Raw genomic sequence first — 20118 nt, forward strand, 5'->3', positions numbered from 1 at the left:
TTCCGGCCCATCGTGGCTGTGGGCACCGTCGGTGCCCCCTTGACACGCGCGGTTGGGCGTTGCCAGGTCGGCGGGATGACACGGCCCCCTCCTTTTGTGGGGAAAGAGCCCTCGCACTGGGGGCGGCTCGCCAGCCGCGTTACGCGGTGCGTGCGGGCCTTTCTCCACAAAGGGAGGGCTTCGTGTCATCCCGCCGACCTGGCGCAGCCCTACCGCACGTGTCAAGGGGGCGTTGTGCAGGTTTTGCCTGGTCGTGCGCTGATGTCGCCCCCTTGACGCGTGTGGTAGCCCTTCGGGAGGTCGGTGGGATGGCACGAAACCCGGACCCACAACCCAACAGGGGGATCCGGGCGGGGTTGTCCATCCTGCTGATCTGCCCGTCCGGCGAGGACGCTTGTGGTCTTTTCGCCACTACCCGCCGCCCAACTCGTCCCCAGTCCCCCCAGACCGGCCATTCGGGGGACCGCAACCGGGGGCTAACCCCCCTTCCCCGACCGCCCCGACCCGGCCAGGATTGACGGGTGACCCAGCCTGTGCGCCCCGAGGACATGCGGGCCTCCGACGCCGAGCGCGAACTGGTCCAGCAGTCGCTGCACCGCGCCCACGCCGACGGCAGCCTCGACCTGGCCGAGTTCGACGCCAGGGTGGCACGCGCCTGGCAGGCCAAGACGAGGGGCGAACTGGCCGCCCTGACCGCGGACCTGCCGACCGTGCACCCCACGCCACCCGCCCAGGTCGCCGTCCCGACACCGAAGAAGACCGGCAACGGCCGCAAGGCGCTGAAGGTCCTCACGACGATCTGGCTGAGCATCAGCGTCCTCAACTTCGCCCTCTGGCTGCTCGTGAGCCTCCTCGGCGGCGACGGCCTGGTGCACCCGTGGTTCCTGTGGGTCGCCGTCCCACCGGGCGCGGTGCTCGGCGTCATCTGGGTCAGCACCAACGGCGACCGGAAGCCGAAGCCGTAACGCTGTTACCATCGACCGGCGAGGGGAGGCGCGCGTGCCGGAGTCCTTCATCCGAGCGAGTGACAACGACCGGGCGGCGGTCGCCGCGGAGCTGATCCGCGCCCACACCGAGGGCAGGCTCACCCTGACCGAGTTCGACGAGCGCACCCGCGCCGTCCACGAGGCCCGCACGTACGCCGACCTCGCCGCCCTCACCGCCGACCTGCCCATCGACCCGGTCACACCCACCGCACCCCCGACCGCCACCGCACCCCCGACCACCGTCACACCGACGACCGCCACACCGACGACCGCCACGCCGACGACCGCCACGCCCGCCGACCCGCGCCCGTCCCGCACCGTCGCCAAGGGCCTGACCACCGCCTGGGTCGCCGCGAGCACGGTCAACTTCCTCGTCTGGGGCGTCCTGAGCCTGGTCCTCGGCGAGGTCCTCTACCCGTGGTGGCTGTGGGTGGCGGTGCCCTGGGGGGCCCTGCTGCTGGCCGGCCGCCTGGGCCGATTTGGGCGTTCGAGCTGACGCGCGTACGATGGACAGGTGGCGCACACGTCGCGCCGGTTCCGTCATGCCCGGGAGTGCCGACTCCCGGACGGTGGCAGGGGTTCGCAAGGGCCTTGAGGAGTCGGGGTGCCGCGTGCCCGCACTCCGGAAGTAACACCCACCGTCACGAAACGCGGAGGACATGGGCAAGAAGGACGGGGCCATTGAGGTCGAGGGCCGCGTAGTCGAGCCGCTCCCCAACGCGATGTTCCGCGTCGAGTTGGAGAACGGTCACAAGGTCCTGGCACACATCAGCGGCAAGATGCGTCAGCACTACATCCGCATCCTCCCTGAGGACCGGGTTGTCGTGGAGCTCTCGCCCTACGACCTGTCCCGCGGGCGCATCGTCTACCGCTACAAGTGACCTCCGGCGCGCCCCAGCACGGGCGCACCGGCTGACGCAGGAGAAGCTCAGGCGTGAAGGTCCAGCCGAGCGTCAAGAAGATCTGCGACAAGTGCAAGGTGATCCGCCGCCACGGCCGGGTCATGGTGATCTGCGAGAACCTGCGCCACAAGCAGCGCCAGGGCTGAGCGGAGCACAGCCGGCACGAGTCGAGTCTTCCACGGACGCGACACCGAGTAAGCCTCTTCGCACCTGTCCCACCGGCACGACCGGTGGGGCACACCCCCGGACTCCAGGCCGGGGCCGGGACACCGGTCGTGAGAGCGACCGGAACTGACACAGCGAGTCAGTCCCGGGATCGGGCGAGGAGCAGACCTGGAGCGACACCACTGTTAGGAGCAAGCGCCGTATGGCACGACTCGCTGGCGTCGACCTCCCCCGCGAGAAGCGGTTGGAGATCGCGCTCACCTACATCTTCGGCATCGGTCGCACGCGCTCGAAGGAGCTGCTGACCGCCACCGAGATCTCCCCGGACATCCGGGTGAAGGACCTCGGCGACGACGACCTGGCGAAGCTGCGGGACTACATCGAGAACAACTTCAAGGTCGAGGGTGACCTCCGCCGCGAGGTTCAGGCCGACATCCGCCGGAAGATGGAAATCGGCTGCTACGAGGGGCTGCGCCACCGTCGCAACCTGCCCGTCCGCGGGCAGCGCACCAAGACGAACGCGCGCACTCGTAAGGGTCCGAAGAAGACCGTCGCCGGCAAGAAGAAGGCCGGGAAGAAGTAAGACCTCGCGTCTCTAGCCAGTAGGAGTTCACCCAGAAATGCCACCCAAGTCCCGCCAGGGCGCCGGGGTCAAGAAGGTCCGGCGCAAGGAGAAGAAGAACGTCTCGCACGGCCAGGCGCACATCAAGAGCACGTTCAACAACACCATCGTGTCCATCACGGACCCGATGGGGAACGTGATCAGCTGGGCGTCCGCCGGCCACGTCGGCTTCAAGGGCTCCCGCAAGTCCACGCCGTTCGCCGCGCAGATGGCCGCCGAGAACGCCGCCCGCAAGGCCGCCGAGCACGGCATGCGCAAGGTGGACGTGTTCGTGAAGGGTCCGGGCTCCGGCCGCGAGACCGCGATCCGTTCGCTGCAGGCCGCCGGTCTCGAGGTCGGCACCATCCAGGACGTGACCCCGCAGCCCCACAACGGCTGCCGCCCGCCCAAGCGGCGCCGGGTCTGAGGCACGGGGAGGAGTAAGACAACATGGCTCGCTACACCGGACCGGCCACTCGCATCTCGCGCCGTCTCAAGGTCGACCTCGTCGGCGGGGACCAGGCGTTCGAGCGTCGTCCTTACCCGCCCGGCCAGCACGGCCGCGGTCGGATCAAGGAGTCGGAGTACCTGCTCCAGCTCCAGGAGAAGCAGAAGGCCCGCTACACGTACGGCGTGCTGGAGAAGCAGTTCCGGCGCTACTACGAGGAAGCGGTCCGCCGCCCCGGCAAGACCGGTGAGAACCTGCTCCAGATCCTGGAGTCCCGGCTGGACAACGTCGTGTACCGCGCGGGTCTCGCGCGCACCCGCCGCCAGGCCCGCCAGCTGGTCAGCCACGGTCACTTCATCGTGAACGGCCAGAAGGTCAACATCCCGAGCTTCCGGGTGTCGAAGTTCGACATCATCGACGTGAAGCCGAAGTCGCTGCCCACGCTGCCCTTCGAGGCCGCGCGCGCTTCCTTCGGCGACCGGCCGATCCCGGCGTGGCTCCAGGTCGTGCAGTCCAACCTGCGCATCCTGGTGCACCAGCTCCCGGAGCGGGCGCAGATCGACACGCCCGTCACCGAGCAGCTCATCGTCGAGCTCTACTCGAAGTGATCCTCCCGGCGGGGCGGTCCGGGGGAGCGATCCCCGGGGCCGTCCCACCGGTCGGGTCCCGCGACGGCACGGAATGGTGTGCCGAACGCGTTCGCCGGTCTCCGCGACCGGTTCCCACGACGTCAAATAGCGGGCGTCGGGGTCAGAGAGGAAGAACCCAGTGCTGATTTCCCAGCGTCCCTCGCTCAGCGAGGAAGCGGTCAACGAGACCCGTTCCCGGTTCGTCATCGAGCCGCTGGAGCCGGGCTTCGGCTACACCCTCGGCAACTCCATCCGCCGCACCCTGCTGTCGTCCATCCCCGGCGCGGCCGTGACCAGCATCCGCATCGACGGCGTGCTGCACGAGTTCACGACCGTCCCCGGCGTGAAGGAGGACGTCACCGACATCATCCTCAACCTCAAGGAGCTGGTCGTCAGCTCCGAGGAGGACGAGCCGGTGACCATGTACCTGCGCAAGCAGGGGCCGGGCGCGGTGACCGCCGGCGACATCGTGCCCCCGGCCGGTGTCACCGTGCACAACCCCGACCTGCACATCGCCACCCTGAACGGCAAGGGCAAGCTGGAGATCGAGCTCGTGGTCGAGCGCGGTCGCGGCTACGTCCCCGCCGTGCAGAACAAGCAGGCCGGCGCCGAGATCGGCCGCATCCCCGTCGACTCGATCTACTCGCCCGTCATGAAGGTGACCTACAAGGTCGAGGCCACCCGTGTCGAGCAGCGGACCGACTTCGACAAGCTGATCCTCGACGTCGAGACCAAGCCGTCGATCACGCCGCGCGACGCCGTCGCGTCGGCCGGCAAGACGCTGGTCGAGCTGTTCGGCCTCGCCCGCGAGCTGAACGTCGACGCCGAGGGCATCGAGATCGGCCCCTCGCCCGCCGAGGCGGACACCATCGCGGCGTTCGCGATGCCGATCGAGGACCTGGACCTCACCGTCCGGTCCTACAACTGCCTCAAGCGCGAGGGCATCCACACCGTGGGCGAGCTGGTCTCGCGCAGCGAGGCGGACCTGCTGGACATCCGCAACTTCGGCGCCAAGTCGATCGACGAGGTCAAGATGAAGCTCGTCGGCCTCGGCCTCGCGCTGAAGGACAGCCCTCCCGGGTTCGACCCCTCGGCCGCCGCCTCCGACTACCCCACCGAGGGCTGGGGTGCGGACACCGCCGTGGACACCCACGACGACGGCCAGGACTACGCGGAGACCGAGCAGCTCTGAGGCCGCTGAGCGGCCGGGCCGGAGCAGAGGATCAGAAAGAAATCCGAGGAGCAATTCGATGCCCACCCCCACGAAGGGACCCCGTCTCGGGGGCTCGCCGGCCCATGAGCGGCTGATGCTGGCCAACCTGGCCACGTCCCTGTTCACCCACGGTCGGATCACGACCACCGAGGCCAAGGCGAAGCGGCTGCGCCCGTACGCCGAGAAGCTGATCAGCAAGGCGAAGGTCGGCGACCTGCACAACCGTCGCGAGATCCTCAAGGTCATCCGTGACAAGGACATCGTGCACAAGCTGTTCGCCGAGATCGGCCCGCAGTTCGCCGACCGCCCCGGTGGTTACACCCGCATCACCAAGACGCTGCCGCGCAAGGGCGACAACGCCCCCATGGCCGTGATCGAGCTGGTCGCGGAGAAGACCGTCACCTCCGAGGCGGAGCGCGCCCGCAAGACCAAGTTCGCCAAGGACGAGGCCCCGAAGGCGGTCGAGCCCGCGGAGACGAAGTCCGAGGACGTGCCGGACCAGGACGCCGAGGCGCCCGAGTCGGCGACCAAGGACGCGACGGAGGAGCCCGCCGAGGGCGCCGACGACGCTTCCGCGGAGGCCCCGAAGGCCGAGGACAAGAAGGACGAGTCCTGACGGACGCGCACTTCACCGACGAGCCCGTCGTTCCCGCTGGGGACGACGGGCTCGTTCGTGTGCGATTGGACCTGGGCTACGACGGCACGGGGTTCTCCGGGTGGGCCCGGCAGCCGGGCCGCCGCACGGTGTGCGGGGTGCTGGAGGACACCCTGTCGACGGTGCTGCGCGAGGACGTGCAGCTCACCGTGGCGGGCCGCACGGACGCGGGCGTGCACGCGTCGGGGCAGGTGGCGCACGCGGACCTGCCCGTGTCGGTGGACGTCGCGGGCCTGCCGAGGCGCCTGGCGCGGGCCCTGCCGGCCGACGTGCGGGTGTTCTCCGCGCGGGTCGTGCCCGCCGAGTTCGACGCGCGGTTCGCCGCGCTGCGCCGGCACTACGAGTACCGGGTCACCGACGCCCCGTTCGGTGCGCACCCGCTGCGCCGGCTGGACACGCTGGCCTGGCCGCGCCCGCTGGACCTCGACGCGTTGAACGAGGCGTCGCGGCTGCTGCTGGGCGAACGGGACTTCTGCGCGTTCTGCAAGCGGCGCGAGGGCGCGACCACGATCCGCGAGCTGCAACGCCTGGAGTGGGTGCGCGACGGCGACGTGCTGACCGCGCACGTGTCCGCCGACGCGTTCTGCCACTCGATGGTGCGCAGCCTGGTCGGCGCGCTGCTCGCGGTGGGCGAGGGCCGCAAGCCGGTGGGCTGGCCCGCGTCGCTGCTGTCGCTGACCGGGCGGTCGAGCGAGGTCGCGGTGGCGCCGGCGCACGGGTTGTCGCTGGTCCGGGTCGACTACCCGGCCGACGACGAGCTGGCCGCGCGGGCCGCGGTCACCCGGAACGTGCGTGCCGCGCCGACCACGTGAGCCAGACCGCGCCGCCCAGCGGGATCTCCACCAGGTACGTGTAGAACGCGAACAGCAGCACGCCCGCCACGGCGGGCGCGGCGGGCGTGCCCAGGCCGACCAGCAGCGCGATGGTGCCGTTCTCGCTGACGCCGAACCCGCCCGGTGTGATCACGACCAGCGTGAGCAGCCGGCTCACCGCGAACGCCGCGACGGTCGGCCCGAGCCCGAGGTGCACGCCCGCGGCGGCCAGGCACCACCACAGCAGGACGCCCTGGAGCAGCAGGTAGCCGAGCATGCCGAGGGTCATCCGCCGCCAGCCCTGCCGGATGACGTGCCCGGTCTGCCGGCGCAGCCGCAGCAGGAACCGGGTGGCGCGCCCGCCGAGGACCCTCCCCAGCCACCGCAGGCGCAGCAGCACCGCCACGGCCGCCGCCAGCGCGACGGCCGCCGCCACCGTCGCGGCCAGGACGCCGTCGCCGAGCACGACCGCGCCCTGCACGGCCAGCGCGAGCAGCGGCAGCGCCGTCCGTGACGCCGCGTTCCACAGGCCGGTGACGATCGCCGACGTGGTGATCGCCCTCGCCGAGTGGCCCCAGCTCGACGCCATCGCCGCGGTCACCGCCACCCCGACCGCGCCGCCGAACGGCAGCACGTTGCTGACCGCGCTGCCCGCCGCGTTCAGGCCGAACGCCTGGGTGTGCCGCAGGCCGGGCAGCGAGGCGGTCAGCACGAAGGTGTAGGCCCAGAGCCCGGCGAGCCACAGCGCCGTCAACCACAGCGCGGTGCCGACCCCGACGTCCCGCAACCGTGCGCCGACGGCGGACCACGCCACCCCGCCCACCGCGGGCACGAGCGCCACCACCAGCCACGCCGCCAGCCCCAGTGACGCCAGCGACGCGAGGACGCGCGGCCACCGCCTCACCGGGCTCGCAATCGTTTGCGCTCGACGTACCACTCGGTGCCCAGGACGACGTCGAACACCGGCGGCGGGAGCTTGAGCAGGGCGGCGAGGGTGCGGGTCGACTCACCGCCGGTGGTCTGCGTGGCGTGCGCCGCCATGGCCGCCCGCTTCACGCGCGCGTACCGCCGGACGTCCACCGTGTGGGTGATCTCGTGGCGTGCGGTGTAGGCGTGCTCGAACGGGGCGAGGTCGAACCGGCGGACCAGGCGGGCCAGCCGCAGGCCGCGCAGCAGCCACGTCCGGTCGACCGTCGCCTCCCACACGCGGGGCGTGCCGGCGAGTTCGGCGGCCAGCGCGCCGACCCGGTGCACCTGGACGTGGTCGGGGTGGCCGTAGCCGCCGCGGGGGTCGTAGGTGGTCAGCAGGTCGGCGCGCTCCTCGTGCAGCAGCTCGGCCAGCCGCTCGGCGGCTTCGCCCACGTCGGCGCGGGCGAACCCCGGACCGCCCTCCAGCCCCGAGTCGGGGTAGCCGAGCAGTTCGACCCGGGCGCAGCCGAGGAGCCGTGCCGACGCGTGGGCCTCGCGGGTGCGGACCGCGCCGAGGTCGGATCTCCGGTCGCTCAGGCCCCGTTCGCCCGCGGTGGCGACGACCAGCACCACGCGGTGGCCCGCGCGGGCCAGGCGCGCCATCGTGCCGCCGGTCAGCAGCGCTTCGTCGTCGGGGTGGGCGTGGAAGAAGACGCACGTTCGGCTCACGGGTGCCAGAGTGTCAGTTGGTCCGTTCGGCGGCTTGACGGGAGGCGGAGTTGTCCACGATCCACGTCACCGATTGCTTCCTGCCCCGGCTGGGCGGGATCGAGGTCCAGGTCGCCGGGCTGGCCGCCGAGCAGGCGTCGGGCGGCGAGGACGTGCACGTGATCACCGCGACCAGGCTCGCGCGGCCCGGCGACGGCTACTCGGTGCACCCGGTCGCGGTGCGGCTGCCGTGGGAGCTGCCGGTGCACCCGCGGGCCGGGGCGCACCTCCACCGGCTGATCGGGTCGCTGTCGCCGTCGGTGGTCCACGTGCACGTGGGCGCGATCTCGCCGTTCGCGTGGGCGGGGGTGCGGTCGGCGGTGCGGCTGGGCCTGCCGACGGTGGTCGTGGTGCACAGCATGTGGGACCCGGTGGTGCGGTGGTGCTACCGGGTGCTGGACCGGCTGGGGTCGTGGAGCACGGCGCGGCTCGCGGTGGCGGCGGTGAGCCGGGCGGCGGCGGAGCGGGTGCGTGCCGCGGCGCCCGGGGTGGCGGTGGCGGTGGTGCCGAACGGGATCGCGCCGGAGCGGTGGCGGGGGCTCCCGGGGCGGCGGCGGGACGGGGCGGTGCACGTGGTGTCGGTGGGCAGGCTCGCGGCGCGCAAGGAGCCGATGGCCCTGCTGCGGGCGTTGCGGGCGGTGTCGGCGGACGTGCCGCTGCGGGCGACGCTGGCCGGGGCGGGGCCGGAGATGCCGGCGTTGCGGCGGTACGTGGAGCGGCACGGCCTGGGGTGGGTCGGCCTGCCCGGTCGGCTGGACCGCCGGCAGGTGGGTGGCCTGCTGGCCGACGCGGACGTGTTCGTGAACGCGGCGTCGCAGGAGGCGTTCGGGCTGGCGGCGCTGGAGGCGCGGACGGCCGGGGTGCCGGTGGTCGCGCGGCCGGGGACCGGTGTGGCGGACTTCGTGCGCGACGGCGTGGAGGGGCTGCTGACCGACGACCTGGCCGCGGGGATCGCCCGCCTGGCGACCGACCGGGAGGAGCGGCTGAGGATCGCGGCGCACAACCGGGCGACCGTGCCGACCCACTGCACGTGGCCGCGCGTGCTGGAGGCGCTGCGGTCGTGCGCGGCGCGGGTGTGAGGGTCAGAAGGTCAGGTCGGCCAAGTCCAGCGTGATCGGCACCGGCGCGGCGGTGATGGTCGCCGGGGTTCCCGCCTCCAGCACGTTCTCCGCGACGTACTCCTCGCCGGTGAGCCGGTGCGCCGTGAGCCGCCAACCGTGGAACTTGCTCGCCTGCTCGATCGTCCACAGGAACGGGACCCGGGCTTCGGCGTACGCGAGGGTCTTCGTCTCCCTCTCGGCCCGCTGGTTGCCGGGTGACCAGATCTCGACCGCCACGACGACGGCTTCCGGTGGGAAGATCACGCCGCTGGGCTGCTGGTTCAGGACCACGATGTCCGGGATCAGCCCGATGCGCCACGCCGAGGCGATCTTCACGTTCACCGCGGGGACGACGTAGAGGTCGGGGCGACCACCGGCGGCGAGGGCGACCTTGAGCGGGTGGATCAGGTTGCCGGCCACGTACTGGTGTTCGCCGGACGGCGCAGGAGTCACGTGAAGGTGTCCAAAGATCAGCTCGGTGCGTGACCCGTCCTCCGAAGGGGGCAGGTCCAGCCAGTGTTCGATCGTGTACGGGCCGATCATCGGACCCTTCCGCGGCTGGGGGTCTTCATGCAGAGCTGCGGACACTACGTCCACCTCCAGGATCGACACGATTATGACCCTGCCACAGTCCCACCGGGGCGATACCGACCCTGATCAGGTGAAACGCGGAGCGGCCCCTCACCGGCGGAAGTGGTGAGGGGCCGCTGCGCGGGGCCGGACCGGACGACCGGTTACAGGTCGAGGGTCCAGCTGTCGATGTAGCCGGTGTCCTGGCTGTACGCGTCGCGCACGCGCAGCTGCCAGGTGCCGTTGGCGTTCTCCGCCGACAGGTTCAGCGTGTACGTGGCGTCCACGTTGTCCGCGCTGTCGGTGCCGGACGTGACCTTGAGCTGCTTGACCACGCCGCTCGGCGTGATCAGGTCGATGGCCAGGTCACCGCGGTACGTGTGCTTGACGTGCACCTCGACGGTGGCCGCCGAACCGGCCTTGCCGCCGCAGTCGGTCACCGTGATCGGGCTGGACGCGGTGCCCAGGTCCGGCACGGCCACGTCGGTCGCGTTGGTCTTGGCCGGGCAGCCGCCGGGCGGCGGGGTGGAGTCGCCGACCAGGCGCAGCAGCTTGTTGGGCGACCCGGTGCCGGGGCTGCCGACCACGCCGTTCGTGGCGCCGTTGACCAGGGCGTCGCGCACCTGCTGCGGCGTGGCGGTGGGGTTGGCGGCCAGGTAGACCGCCGCCGCGCCGACCACGTGCGGGGTGGCCATGGACGTGCCGCTGATCGTGTTGGTGGCGGTGTCGTTGGTGTACCACGCGGAGGTGATCGAGGAGCCCGGCGCGAAGATGTCGAGGCAGGTGCCGACGTTGGAGAACGACGAGCGGGCGTCGGTGTTGGTCGTGGAGCCGACCGTGATCGCCTCCAGCGTGCGCGCCGGGGACGTGTTGCAGGCGTTGGCGCCGTTGTCGTTGCCCGCGGCGAGGCCGTAGGTCACGCCCGAGGCGATGGAGTTGCGCACGGCCTGGTCGACCGTGGCGTCCGCGCCGCCGCCGAGGGACATGTTGGCCACGGCCGGCTTGACCGCGTTCGCGGTGACCCAGTCGATGCCCGCGATGACGCCCGCGTACGTGCCGGAGCCCGCGCAGTTCAGCACCCGGACGCCGACCAGCTTGGCCTTCTTGGCCACGCCGTGCTTCGTGCCCGCGACCGTGCCGGCGACGTGCGTGCCGTGGCCGTTGCAGTCGGTGGAGTCGTTGTCGTTGTCGACGGTGTCGCGGCCGCTCACGGCCCGGCCGCCGAAGTCGCTGTGCGAGAACCGGATGCCCGTGTCGATGATGTAGGCGGTGACGCCCTCACCCTCGTTCGGGTAGGTGTAGGAGTTGTCCAGCGGCAGCGCGGCCTGGTCGATCCGGTCCAGGCCCCACGACGGGGTCGGCGTCTGCGTGGCGGAGATCCGGACCTCGCCGTCCTGCTGCACGTACGACACCGACGGGTCGGCGGCCAGCTTGCGGGCCTGCGCCTCGGTCATGGTGGCCGAGAAGCCGCGCAACGCGCTGGTGTACGTGTGCTTGACGTTCGCCTGGTACTTGGCGCTCAGCGCGCCGACGCCGCTGGTGCTCACGTCCTTGAGCACGACGATGTAGCTGTCCTTGACCGCGTTGGGCGCGTCGGCCCCGAGGATCCGGCCCTCCGCGGCGGTGGAGGTGAAGGTGGTCAGCGCGGCCGTGACCGCGAACGCCGTGCCCGTGGCCAGCCCGACACCGGCCAGCCGTCTCGTCCAGGACGTGCGAACGTCTCCCATGGCACTCCTCTTCGCAGGGTGGGTGCCCGGTCGCCGTGTCGCCCCCGCGACCGACCGGACACGGTGAGTTGTTCCTAGTTCGCCGCGCGGGTGGGGCGCAACGATTTGCGCGGAACAACCGACGAATGGCTCCTCCACAGTTTTATTCGTGCTGTGAATGGAATGCTGCGGAGAGTGACTGGACCGGGGCGAAAAAATATGCCCCCGGACGTCGTCCGAGGGCATGGCGCGGTGGGCGCGCGGCGTCAGTCGCCGCGCCGGACCGCTCCGAGGATCTGCTGCTCACCGGGGGTGGTGACGAGGCGCAGGGGCCGCCAGAGGTTCGTGCCGAGCGCGATCACCTGGTCGTCCTTGAGCGTGGTGAGCTGGTGCGCCATCTGCGGCGGCAGCCGCCAGATCTGGCTCGCCAACTGCGCCTGCCCGACCGGCAGCCGTTGCAGCAGCACGAGGTCCGCGGAATTCGCGGTCGTCGCCGCCTGGGGGTGCAAATAGGGCAGGACGTACATCGTGGTCTGCCACGGCGACCGCGGCGGGAACAGCTCCTGCGGCACGTGGCCGCCGTCGTGCACGACGAGCAGCGGGCTGTCCTCCGACGGCCGCGGCAGCTCGACCGGGCTGAGCCGGCGCAGCTGCACGAGCGGCGAGGGGCGGCCGTCCGGGCCCGCGCCCGCCGCGCGCACCACCGGCTGCCAGGCCGCCGGGCGGCCCGTCGCGATGGTGATCCACGCGCCCGTCGCCATCGCCCGCAACGCGATCTGCCGCGCCAGGTACAGCCCGCCGACCACGACCATGCGGGTCGGCGCGGACCGCAGCACGGAGATCGTCAGGGGCTCGCCCTGCAGACCCGAGCCGAGCACCATGCCGCCGCGGTCGCCCGACGGGCTCACCACGTCCAGCAGTTGCGGCGACACCAGGAACTCCGGCGCCACGCCCCGGCCCTGCGAGTCCATCAACCGGGAGTTGCTCACGCCACACCTCCGAGGGGCAGCGTCGCGGCCAGCCCGGCGACCTGCAGGCCGTTCAACGGGGTCAGCGTGATGTCGAGCTTGTCGGCCAACGCCTTGAGCCGGTCGTCGGCGCGGTCCAGTTCGGACGGCGTGCGCGCGCTCACCCGCACCATGCCGCGCAGCCCGACCTGGCCCTGCTCGCTGCTCGGCGAGATCGTCATGGACAGCGTCGAGGACAGCGCCCGCACGCCGGTCAGCGCGTTGAGGTTGTTGCGCATGCCCTTGGACGGCCAACTGGTGATCGCGTAGCTGGCGTGGCCGACGCCGCCCGCCGTCACCCCGGACCACTTCTCCCGCAACGACACCGCGTTGTTCGACCCGGCCACCGACGTCAGCTCGGCCGCCGAGATGCCCGCGCGGATCAGCTCGTCCGGGTCGAGCGGCCGGATCGACACCCCGGTCGACTCCAGTGCGTTGCGCACCCGGGACAGCGCGCCGATCAGCGCCCGGTGCGCGCCCACGACGCCGCCGCCGCGCTCCCGGATCGCCGCCGCGCACCGCCGCGGGTCCAGCCGCACCGCGATCCACGTGGTCCGGCGGGCGGCCGCGGGCAGCGGGCCCAGCACCTCCAGGTAGGAGTTGAGCGCGGGCGAGTTCACCGGCAGCGCCGCGCTGCCGGGGTAGCAGTGCCAGATGACCGAGATCGCGTCGAGGACCACGCCGCGGTCCTCCAGCGTCGGCGCGAGCGCGCCCAGCGGCAGCGACGGCGCGCTGCCCACCGCGGTGATCAGGCCCGGGGCCGGGTCGACCAGCAGCACGGCGGTCCACGCGCCCTGGTGCCACGCCATGCCCAGCGGGCGGCGCTCGTGGTCGACGCCGCGCGCCACCACCAGGTCCGGCACCGCGAGGCGCAGCAGCGCCACCCGCGGGTCGTCCGGGCCGATGACCGAGGACTCCTCCTCCGACGGCGGCTTCATCTCCACCGGGCCGGTGCGCTTGGCGGTGCGGCTGTGCGAGCGGAAGCTGTAGCGGGCCACCAGGACGATCCACTGGGTCAGCCAGCGGCCGCGGGACTTGGCGAACGCCAGGACGAGCGCGATCAGCACGATGCCGCCCGCGACGTACATCGGCACCGGCTCCACGCCGTCGCCGGTGGCGCCGATCGCCAGCAGGACCAGGCCGACGGCGACGCCGACCTCGAGGACAACCAGGTTGGCGACCGGCAGCGCGCCCAGGCTCGCGCCTGCGGTGCGGCGACGCGCCCGGAGCAGCGCGGCGCGGACGGCGCCGCCCGCCGCCTGCGCGCGTGCCATGGCGGGGTTGGGTTGGCCCGGATGTGGGGAGCTCACGGACATCCGCTCTGGTTCTCTTTCCGTCGGCGTGCGCCGGGTGGGACCGACCGGGTCTGACCAACCCGCACACGGACCACCCGCCGTCCGGCTATCGTGCAGACCGTACCGCGACTGGGAGAGCAGCGAGCCGAGAATGGCATCAACACCCACCACCAAGTCACAGGTCCAGGCTTACCGCTTCGTGCTGCGCCGGATGCAGTCCGCCCTGGTGCGCAGAGACGCGGTGATGCTGCACGACCCGATGCGCACGCACTCGCGTGCGACCGCGGTGGGCGTCCTGCTCGGCGTGATCGGTCTGATCGGGTTCCTCATCTTCGGCTTCTTCTCGCCCGACCCCCAGGTCGACGACCAGACGCAGATCGCCATCTCCAAGGAGACGGGCCAGGTCTACGTGGTGCACACGGTCGGCACGACCAAGACGCTGATCCCGATGACCAACCTCGCCTCCGCGCGGCTGCTGCTGTTGCAGCGGTCGAACCCGGACAAGGGCCAGGCGCAGGTCGCGGGCGGTGACGCGGCGGCGGGCCAGGTCAACGCGGGCGGCCCGCAGGCCGCGGGCGGCGACCCCAAGCTGGTCAGCGAGAAGGCGTTGGCGAAGCTGCCCAAGGGCAGGCTCACCGGCATCCCCGACGGCCCGGACGTGCTGCCCAAGCCCGCCGACCGGATCGGGTCGGACTGGTCGGTGTGCGACACGCTGCAGCTGGACGAGTCGCTGAACGACCCGTCGGCCCCCGGCAAGTTCACCACCACCGTCCTCGCGGGCTACAGCGGCGGCGGCGAGCTGCTGGACGGCAACCGCGCCCTGCTGGTGCGCGCGGGCACCGACGACAAGCAGGCGTACCTGATCTACAAGGCCCCGGTGAACTCCAAGATCACCTCGACGTCGACCGTGCGGGCCAAGGTGGACCTGACCAACGCCGAGGTGCGCACCGCGCTGAACCTGAGCCAGAAGAAGCCGCGCGCGATCAGCGCCGGCCTGCTCAACGCGATCCCCGAGGCCAAGCCGCTGGTCGCGCCGGACATCCCCGGCCGCGGTCAGCCCGTGACCTACATCACCAGGGAGAACCTCAAGGTGGGCTCGGTGATCGAGGTCCGCCGCGCCGGCGCGGAGTCCGAGTTCTACGTGGCGCTGCAGGAAGGGCTGCAGAAGATCAGCCGGGCCGCGGCCGACCTGATCCGCGCCGCCTACGCGCAGGGCGCGGAGCCGAAGCTCGTGGACATCGCCCTGATCAACAACGCGCAGACCGCCGACCGGCTCGACTTCGCCGACTACCCGCCGGACGTGCCGGAGGTCCTGGAGCCCAACCAGAACAACCGGGTGATCTGCCTGGGCTGGCAGGCGCAGAACGTCAACTCGGACAACAAGTCGCAGCACACCAAGGTCACCATCGCGCCGTCGCTGCCGATCCCGTCGGGCGTGGTGCCGGTGGAGATCAACCAGGTCGGCGCGACCGGCGAGGTCGTCGGCCAGTTCGCGATGGCGCCGGGCAAGGCGGCGGTGGTGCGCAGCGCGACGTCCACCCAGGACTTCGCCAGCGGCCCGATCCACCTGATCACCGGTCGTGGCGTGAAGTACGGCATCCCCGACGTGCTGACCGCGGGCGCGCTCGGCCTGGGCGCGGACGGGTTCGCACCCGGCCCGGAGTCGATCCTGCGGCTGCTGCCCAACGGCCCGCAGCTCAACCGCAACGACGCCTCGCGGAGCTGGGACTCCATCCCGGTGCCCAAGGACAACGGCCTGCTGCCCGAGGCGAAGACGAGGCAGCAGGGCGGCTGAGCCCTTCGGCGGAACCGGCGTGGTCCGGATTCCGTCAGAGGTGCGGGAGGTGCCCTGGTGAACGAGGTCACACGCGGTTCGGTCGCGGGCGGTCGCGGGCAGGTCGCGGTCGACCCGCGCTGGCTGGAGCTGTACGCCCGGCGCGTCGAGGAAGCGGCCGAGGAGCTGACCGGCGCGCGGTCGGCGCTGCGCGAGGCGCCGGTGCGGCCCCAGAGCTTCGGCGAGCTGGGGCGGGCGCTGCGCGGCGCCGAGGCGTACGGCCGGGCGGCGGCGCTGCTGCACGGGCAGCTCGACCGGGCGTGCGAGGTGCTCACGTCCGCGGCGAAGGGCCTGCACGAGGTGGCCGAGCACTACGGCGTGCAGGACGACGACGCGGTGGCGTTGATCAAGGCGGTCGACCGGCGGGCGGGGTTGGGCTGATGCGGGGCAGGGACGGCAGGCAGATCGCCGCCGAGGTCGGGCCGGAGCTGGACTACCTGTCCGGGATCAGCCGGCGGCTCGGCGTGCGCGACCTCGTGGCGGACTACTTCAGGCCCGTCCTGGGCGAGTGGAACGACCTGCACGACGAGGCGGAGCGCTGGCGCGAGGCCGGGCTCGTCGCCGAGCGCGTGACGCGTGACCTCACCAAGCCGCTGGGCAAGCTGGACTCGGCGTGGCAGGGCAAGGACGCGGACTCGTTCGTGGAGCACATGCGCAAGGTCGGCCTGGCCGGGCACGACCTGTCCGACGCGATGCACGCGATGGGCGAGGCGCTGGACCAGACCGCCGAGGGCCTGCGCGTCATCGTCGAGGACATGGCCCGGGTGTTCGCCGAGGCGGCCGACGCGGTGTCCGCCGCGGCGGCGTTGCCGGTGGACGGCGACCGGCGCGTGGTGGAGGCGTTGGACGAGCTGCACGACCCGGCGAAGGAGCTGCACGAGTCGGTGCGGGACGTGCTGGAGGCGTTCCTGCGGCTGTGCGAGGGGGTGTCCGGTTCGGACGACTTCGCCGACGTGCGGATGGAGCACCGGTACCCGGAGCGGGACTGGTCGCCCACCGCGCTCGTGAAGCCGGCCGCGCCGGAGCCCGTGACGACGTCCCCGACGCCGCCGGCGGAGACGAAGCCGGCCGCGAGCGGCAGTGCGGGCTCCGGTGGTGGCGTGCCGGGCGGTGGTGGTGTGCCCGGTGGCGGTGGCGGTGTGCCGGGCGGCGGGGGCGTTCCAGTCGGTGGCGTGCCCGGTGGTGACGCGGCGGAGCGGATGCAGCCGGGCGGGTCGACGGGGATCTCCGAGCCGCGTCCCGTGGAGGCCGGTCCGCGTCCGGCGGCGGCCGCCGCGGCGGCGGGTCCGTCCGGTCCGGTCGCCGGCGGCGCGGGGATGATGGCCGGCGGGATGATGGGCGGCATGGCCGGCGGCCAGCAGGGCGGCGACAAGGAGCACAAGTCGAAGGTCCAGCTGGCGGGCTCCACCGAGCAGGTGTTCGGCAAGCCCAAGAAGTCCGCCCCGCCGGTGCTCGGCGAGGACTAGGAGCCCTGAGCGTTGAATTCAGGGGTCCTGAACGTACGACTCACGCGTTCTGAAGGTAGGACTCACGCGACGCGAACGTAGGACACGCGCGTTCTGAACGTTGGACACGCGGGAAGGGGCTTCCCGCGTGTCCGGTCAGATCAGGGAGCGCTTCGGCGGCGGGACGCGCCGGGCGCGGGTGCGGTTCACGGTGTGCACGATGAACAGCGTCAGCAGCAGCAGGCCGACGCCCGCGCCCGTGCCGGACAGCGCCACGATCATCGGCGTGCTGCTCGGCGGGTTGAGCGGGCCGAGGTTGGTGATGAGCTGCTCCGGCGTCGCGGGCTTCGCGCCCGGCCGCTCGAACGGCAGCTCGGCGGTCAGCGCGGCCACCGGGTTGATCATCCCGTAGCCGACCTTGTGGTCGCGGCCGTTCGGGTTGCCGGGGTGCTGCGCGGTGGCCTTGATCCGGTCCATCACCTGCCGCGCGGTCAGGTCCGGGAACCGCTCGCGCACCAGCGCGGCCACGCCCGCCACGTAGGGCGACGCGAAGCTGGTGCCCTGGATCGCGGTGAGCCGCCCGTTCGGGTCGGAGTTCGCGTCGGTCAGGCCCTGGCCCTTCGGGTCGAGGGTGACGATGTTCTCGCCCGGCGCGGCCACGCTGACCCACGGGCCCCACACGGAGAACGACGACACCTCGCCCTCGATGTTGATCGACGCCACGGACAGCACGTTGTCCGCGTACCACGGCGGCGACGCGACCACGTTGACCGTGTTCGGGTCCTGGTTGTCGTTCTGCGCCTGGCAGCCGCTCTGCGAGTCGATGTTGCCCGCGGCGGTGACGATGACGACGTCCTTGTCGTTCACCGCCCAGTCGATCGCCGCCTGCAGCTCGCGCTCCTGGTCGCTGGGCGCGCGCGGCGGGTCGCACGCGGTCAGCGAGATGTTGATCACCTGCGCGCCCTGGGCGGCGGCGGAGACGATGGCCTTCGCCAGGGTGCCGACCTTGCCCGCGGACGACCGGTTGTCGACCTTGGCCGGGTCGTCGAACTTGAAGTGGTTGCTGGTCTGGCGGAACGCCAGGATCTGCGCGTCCGGCGCGGCCCCGACGAACCCGGTCTCGTCGTCGCGGCTGGCCGCCGCCACGCCCGCGACCTCGGTGCCGTGGCCGTCGCAGTCGTCGACGCCCTTCTTCTCCGTCTCGACGTAGTCCCCGGCGGCGGTGACCCGGCCGGCCAGCCGCGGGTGGTTGTTCACGCCGGTGTCGATGATGGCGAGCTTGATGTCCTTGCCGGTGGCGAAGCGGTGCGCCTCCTCCAGCCGCAGCTGCATCTGGCCCCACGGCTTGTTCGGGATCGGGCGGTTGCCCGTGCCCGAGGTGATGCACTGCGTCTTCGGCTGGTAGTCGACGTCTTCCTTGGGCGGCTCGGGGGCCCGCAGGAACGACCGGTCCACCGGCGGCGGCTGCGAGTTCGGCCGGGCGGCCGGGTCCGTGGACGGCTGGGCGTACGCGCCCGGCGCGGTCGCGAGGGTGACCGCCACCGCGGCCAGCGCGGCGATCTTGCGGATGCGCATCAGGGCCTCACGCGGGGATCAGCTGGCGCATGGCGACGTACAGGTCCATCACCGCCAGCGCCAGCGGCAGCACCGCGGCGATCAGGATGGCCTCCAGCACGTCGACCGTGCGGCGCAGCACCGGGGAGAACTTCTGGTTGGGGAAGATCACGCCGAGCACCAGCGCCACCGCGCCGACCACCACGAGGGCGCCGAACACGTACAGCAGCCGGTCCGCGGGGGAGGACTGCACCAGCCACCCCAGCAGCACGCCCGCGCCCGCGATCATGCCGCTGGCCAGCAGCGCCACCGCCTGCGCGCCGTTGGCGTAGGCCCGGCCGCGCAGCAGCAGCACGAGCGTCACCACGATCGCCAGCAGCGGGCCCCAGATGGTGCCGTCGCCCGCGGCGATCACGGCGAACACCGCGGCGATGCCGCCGCAGCCGATGATCATGCCGGTCAGGTACTCGTGCGCGTTGGCGGTGCGCCGCTCGATCACGGAGTACTCCGGGAAGCCGGTGTCCTCCTTGAGGTCCTCGGCGCTGCCCGGCACGGTCGGCAGCGGCAGCTTGGCGAGCTGGATCGTCAACCGGGGCAGCGCGGACAGCATGGCCAGCGAGACCGCCGCGGTGGCCGCCGCGATGCCCTGCACCGGGTGGTCGACGAAGATGCCGACGAGGAACGCGAGGGCGCTCAGCGCGCCCGCCGTGGCGGCGGCGATGAACACCGTGATGCCCCGGCCGATCAGCATGATCGAGGCCGAGGCGAAGATCAGCACCAGCACGCTGGCCAGCAGCAGGTTCGGCCGGTCGATCGGGCCGGGCACGATGTAGAGGCCCGCGACGTAGGCCATCGGCAGGCCGCCGGCCGCGGCGATCAGCACGCCCGTGCCGGTCGCGTTGTAGGCCCGCGCCACGACCGCGCCCGCGGCCAGCGCCGCGACCGCCACCACGCCCGCGCAGATCGCCGGCGCGAGGCTGGAGCCGCCCGCGAACGGGCCCGCCATCAGCACCGCGACCGCGGCCGTGATGAGCGCCAGCGCGCCCGCGAGGTGGCCGTAGCGCCGCGCCGTGTCCTTGGTCCACGGGCGGAAGCTGTCCGGGTCGGACTCGGCGATCGCGTCGACCACGTCGTCGTACAGCGGGGGCGGCGGGTTCTCGTTGCGCTTGCGGAGCTGGAGCAGCTCGCCGTCGACCACGCCCAGCGAGGCCAGGGTGCGGCTCGGGTCGAGCGGGCTGTCGCCCAGCTTCGCCAGCGCCCAGCCACCGTGCCGCACGCCACCGTCCGGAGTGGCCTCCTTGGCCATGTCCAGCAGCATCGGCAGCAGGTCGGCCACCGCCACGTCGGCGGGCAGCGCGACGTCGATACGCGTTCGCGGCGCAACCACCGTCACCCGGCTGAACACCGTCGTACCGGTCGCCACCAGCGCCCCCTAAAGTCCTGATGAGTGTCTGCGTGGTTCCGCCCCGACCTTATTGGTCCGGTCGGACGTGCTCGGGCTCGCCCCTCGGGGAGCGGA

Annotated in this window: 22 protein-coding genes; 14 read left to right on the forward strand and 8 right to left on the reverse strand. The window is 72.2% G+C overall.

What is annotated here, in order from left to right:
- Nucleotides 1-521 precede the first annotated feature (521 nt).
- The 10 genes from ACFXGA_RS20545 (at nucleotide 522) to truA (ending at nucleotide 6411) form a co-directional block, all read left to right on the forward strand.
- Nucleotides 522-965 carry a DUF1707 domain-containing protein gene (locus tag ACFXGA_RS20545; RefSeq protein ID WP_378090157.1) on the forward strand — a complete coding sequence of 148 codons (444 nt, stop codon included), beginning with the start codon at nucleotides 522-524 and terminating at the stop codon, nucleotides 963-965.
- A 34-nt stretch (nucleotides 966-999) separates the two neighbouring features.
- Complete coding sequence (locus tag ACFXGA_RS20550) at nucleotides 1000-1482, forward strand: DUF1707 domain-containing protein (protein ID WP_378090159.1); 483 nt, start codon at nucleotides 1000-1002, stop codon at nucleotides 1480-1482.
- 163 nt (nucleotides 1483-1645) lie between these two features.
- Entirely contained in the window at nucleotides 1646-1867 is a 222-nt protein-coding gene (gene infA / locus ACFXGA_RS20555; protein WP_005166804.1) for a translation initiation factor IF-1, read from the forward strand.
- 53 nt (nucleotides 1868-1920) lie between these two features.
- On the forward strand, nucleotides 1921-2034 hold the full coding sequence (rpmJ, locus tag ACFXGA_RS20560; protein ID WP_010148647.1) for a 50S ribosomal protein L36: 114 nt from the start codon (nucleotides 1921-1923) through the stop codon (nucleotides 2032-2034).
- A 221-nt stretch (nucleotides 2035-2255) separates the two neighbouring features.
- Nucleotides 2256-2636 carry a 30S ribosomal protein S13 gene (gene rpsM / locus ACFXGA_RS20565; protein WP_073885904.1) on the forward strand — a complete coding sequence of 127 codons (381 nt, stop codon included), beginning with the start codon at nucleotides 2256-2258 and terminating at the stop codon, nucleotides 2634-2636.
- A gap of 37 nt (nucleotides 2637-2673) precedes the next feature.
- Nucleotides 2674-3081: a 30S ribosomal protein S11 gene (rpsK, locus tag ACFXGA_RS20570; RefSeq protein ID WP_033428592.1), complete on the forward strand. Its 408-nt coding sequence runs from the start codon at nucleotides 2674-2676 to the stop codon at nucleotides 3079-3081.
- A gap of 23 nt (nucleotides 3082-3104) precedes the next feature.
- Nucleotides 3105-3710, forward strand: a complete 606-nt coding sequence (rpsD, locus tag ACFXGA_RS20575; RefSeq protein ID WP_053718426.1) for a 30S ribosomal protein S4 — start codon at nucleotides 3105-3107, stop codon at nucleotides 3708-3710.
- Between the two features lie 160 nt (nucleotides 3711-3870).
- A complete protein-coding gene (locus tag ACFXGA_RS20580; RefSeq protein WP_378090162.1) occupies nucleotides 3871-4923 on the forward strand; it encodes a DNA-directed RNA polymerase subunit alpha in 1053 nt (350 codons plus the stop codon).
- A 58-nt stretch (nucleotides 4924-4981) separates the two neighbouring features.
- On the forward strand, nucleotides 4982-5560 hold the full coding sequence (gene rplQ / locus ACFXGA_RS20585) for a 50S ribosomal protein L17 (RefSeq protein ID WP_378090164.1): 579 nt from the start codon (nucleotides 4982-4984) through the stop codon (nucleotides 5558-5560).
- A gap of 59 nt (nucleotides 5561-5619) precedes the next feature.
- The gene (gene truA / locus ACFXGA_RS20590) at nucleotides 5620-6411 is read left to right on the forward strand and encodes a tRNA pseudouridine(38-40) synthase TruA (RefSeq protein WP_378090166.1); all 792 of its coding nucleotides are present in this window, start codon (nucleotides 5620-5622) and stop codon (nucleotides 6409-6411) included.
- Here the strand turns inward: truA and ACFXGA_RS20595 are convergent.
- Nucleotides 6377-7315 (reverse strand): lysylphosphatidylglycerol synthase domain-containing protein, encoded by a 939-nt coding sequence (locus ACFXGA_RS20595; RefSeq protein WP_378090168.1) that lies wholly within the window; start codon nucleotides 7313-7315, stop codon nucleotides 6377-6379. The genes truA and ACFXGA_RS20595 overlap by 35 nt on opposite strands.
- Nucleotides 7312-8049 (reverse strand): PIG-L deacetylase family protein, encoded by a 738-nt coding sequence (locus tag ACFXGA_RS20600; RefSeq protein WP_378090170.1) that lies wholly within the window; start codon nucleotides 8047-8049, stop codon nucleotides 7312-7314. The genes ACFXGA_RS20595 and ACFXGA_RS20600 overlap by 4 nt, the downstream gene beginning before the upstream one ends.
- 50 nt (nucleotides 8050-8099) lie before the next feature.
- On the opposite strand from ACFXGA_RS20600, the gene ACFXGA_RS20605 reads away from it, so the two are divergent.
- The gene (locus tag ACFXGA_RS20605) at nucleotides 8100-9167 is read left to right on the forward strand and encodes a glycosyltransferase family 4 protein (RefSeq protein ID WP_378090172.1); all 1068 of its coding nucleotides are present in this window, start codon (nucleotides 8100-8102) and stop codon (nucleotides 9165-9167) included.
- Nucleotides 9168-9170: 3 nt separating this feature from the next.
- Here ACFXGA_RS20605 and ACFXGA_RS20610 read toward each other — a convergent pair whose 3' ends face one another.
- The 4 genes from ACFXGA_RS20610 to eccE all read right to left on the reverse strand — a co-directional run bounded on the left by ACFXGA_RS20610 (nucleotide 9171) and on the right by eccE (nucleotide 13745).
- Nucleotides 9171-9731 (reverse strand): Uma2 family endonuclease, encoded by a 561-nt coding sequence (locus ACFXGA_RS20610; RefSeq protein ID WP_378090174.1) that lies wholly within the window; start codon nucleotides 9729-9731, stop codon nucleotides 9171-9173.
- A 191-nt stretch (nucleotides 9732-9922) separates the two neighbouring features.
- On the reverse strand, nucleotides 9923-11485 hold the full coding sequence (locus ACFXGA_RS20615) for a S8 family serine peptidase (protein ID WP_378090176.1): 1563 nt from the start codon (nucleotides 11483-11485) through the stop codon (nucleotides 9923-9925).
- A gap of 245 nt (nucleotides 11486-11730) precedes the next feature.
- Complete coding sequence (locus ACFXGA_RS20620) at nucleotides 11731-12435, reverse strand: hypothetical protein (protein ID WP_378090223.1); 705 nt, start codon at nucleotides 12433-12435, stop codon at nucleotides 11731-11733.
- 14 nt (nucleotides 12436-12449) lie between these two features.
- Complete coding sequence (gene eccE / locus ACFXGA_RS20625) at nucleotides 12450-13745, reverse strand: type VII secretion protein EccE (protein WP_378090178.1); 1296 nt, start codon at nucleotides 13743-13745, stop codon at nucleotides 12450-12452.
- A 172-nt stretch (nucleotides 13746-13917) separates the two neighbouring features.
- Between eccE and eccB the strand changes: the two genes are divergently transcribed.
- Genes eccB through ACFXGA_RS20640 form a run of 3 tightly spaced genes read left to right on the forward strand, consistent with a single transcriptional unit; the run spans nucleotide 13918 to nucleotide 17066 of the window.
- Nucleotides 13918-15561: a type VII secretion protein EccB gene (gene eccB / locus ACFXGA_RS20630; protein ID WP_378090180.1), complete on the forward strand. Its 1644-nt coding sequence runs from the start codon at nucleotides 13918-13920 to the stop codon at nucleotides 15559-15561.
- A gap of 57 nt (nucleotides 15562-15618) precedes the next feature.
- Nucleotides 15619-15981 carry a hypothetical protein gene (locus tag ACFXGA_RS20635; protein WP_378090182.1) on the forward strand — a complete coding sequence of 121 codons (363 nt, stop codon included), beginning with the start codon at nucleotides 15619-15621 and terminating at the stop codon, nucleotides 15979-15981.
- A complete protein-coding gene (locus tag ACFXGA_RS20640) occupies nucleotides 15981-17066 on the forward strand; it encodes a WXG100 family type VII secretion target (protein WP_378090185.1) in 1086 nt (361 codons plus the stop codon). Before ACFXGA_RS20635 ends, ACFXGA_RS20640 begins: the two co-directional genes overlap by 1 nt.
- A gap of 135 nt (nucleotides 17067-17201) precedes the next feature.
- On the opposite strand, the gene mycP is transcribed toward ACFXGA_RS20640, so the two are convergent.
- Together mycP and eccD are read right to left on the reverse strand one after the other, a co-directional pair.
- Nucleotides 17202-18620, reverse strand: coding sequence for a type VII secretion-associated serine protease mycosin (gene mycP / locus ACFXGA_RS20645; RefSeq protein WP_378090187.1), 1419 nt, complete (start codon nucleotides 18618-18620; stop codon nucleotides 17202-17204).
- A gap of 7 nt (nucleotides 18621-18627) precedes the next feature.
- On the reverse strand, nucleotides 18628-20022 hold the full coding sequence (gene eccD, locus ACFXGA_RS20650) for a type VII secretion integral membrane protein EccD (protein WP_378090189.1): 1395 nt from the start codon (nucleotides 20020-20022) through the stop codon (nucleotides 18628-18630).
- Nucleotides 20023-20118 lie beyond the last annotated feature (96 nt).

The sequence above is a fragment of the Actinosynnema sp. NPDC059335 genome, assembly GCF_042752395.1.
Classification (GTDB): domain Bacteria; phylum Actinomycetota; class Actinomycetes; order Mycobacteriales; family Pseudonocardiaceae; genus Actinosynnema.

Bases quoted from the DNA above. Each gene is read 5' to 3' on its own strand.
- rplQ (WP_378090164.1), top strand. From the start codon at position 4,982: ATGCCCACCCCCACGAAGGGACCCCGTCTCGGGGGCTCGCCGGCCCAT.
- eccE (WP_378090178.1), bottom strand. From the start codon at position 13,745: ATGGCACGCGCGCAGGCGGCGGGCGGCGCCGTCCGCGCCGCGCTGCTC.
- ACFXGA_RS20615 (WP_378090176.1), bottom strand. From the start codon at position 11,485: ATGGGAGACGTTCGCACGTCCTGGACGAGACGGCTGGCCGGTGTCGGG.
- infA (WP_005166804.1), top strand. From the start codon at position 1,646: ATGGGCAAGAAGGACGGGGCCATTGAGGTCGAGGGCCGCGTAGTCGAG.
- eccB (WP_378090180.1), top strand. From the start codon at position 13,918: ATGGCATCAACACCCACCACCAAGTCACAGGTCCAGGCTTACCGCTTC.
- ACFXGA_RS20610 (WP_378090174.1), bottom strand. From the start codon at position 9,731: ATGATCGGCCCGTACACGATCGAACACTGGCTGGACCTGCCCCCTTCG.
- rpsD (WP_053718426.1), top strand. From the start codon at position 3,105: ATGGCTCGCTACACCGGACCGGCCACTCGCATCTCGCGCCGTCTCAAG.
- ACFXGA_RS20640 (WP_378090185.1), top strand. From the start codon at position 15,981: ATGCGGGGCAGGGACGGCAGGCAGATCGCCGCCGAGGTCGGGCCGGAG.
- rpsK (WP_033428592.1), top strand. From the start codon at position 2,674: ATGCCACCCAAGTCCCGCCAGGGCGCCGGGGTCAAGAAGGTCCGGCGC.
- mycP (WP_378090187.1), bottom strand. From the start codon at position 18,620: ATGCGCATCCGCAAGATCGCCGCGCTGGCCGCGGTGGCGGTCACCCTC.
- rpsM (WP_073885904.1), top strand. From the start codon at position 2,256: ATGGCACGACTCGCTGGCGTCGACCTCCCCCGCGAGAAGCGGTTGGAG.
- ACFXGA_RS20620 (WP_378090223.1), bottom strand. From the start codon at position 12,435: ATGGACTCGCAGGGCCGGGGCGTGGCGCCGGAGTTCCTGGTGTCGCCG.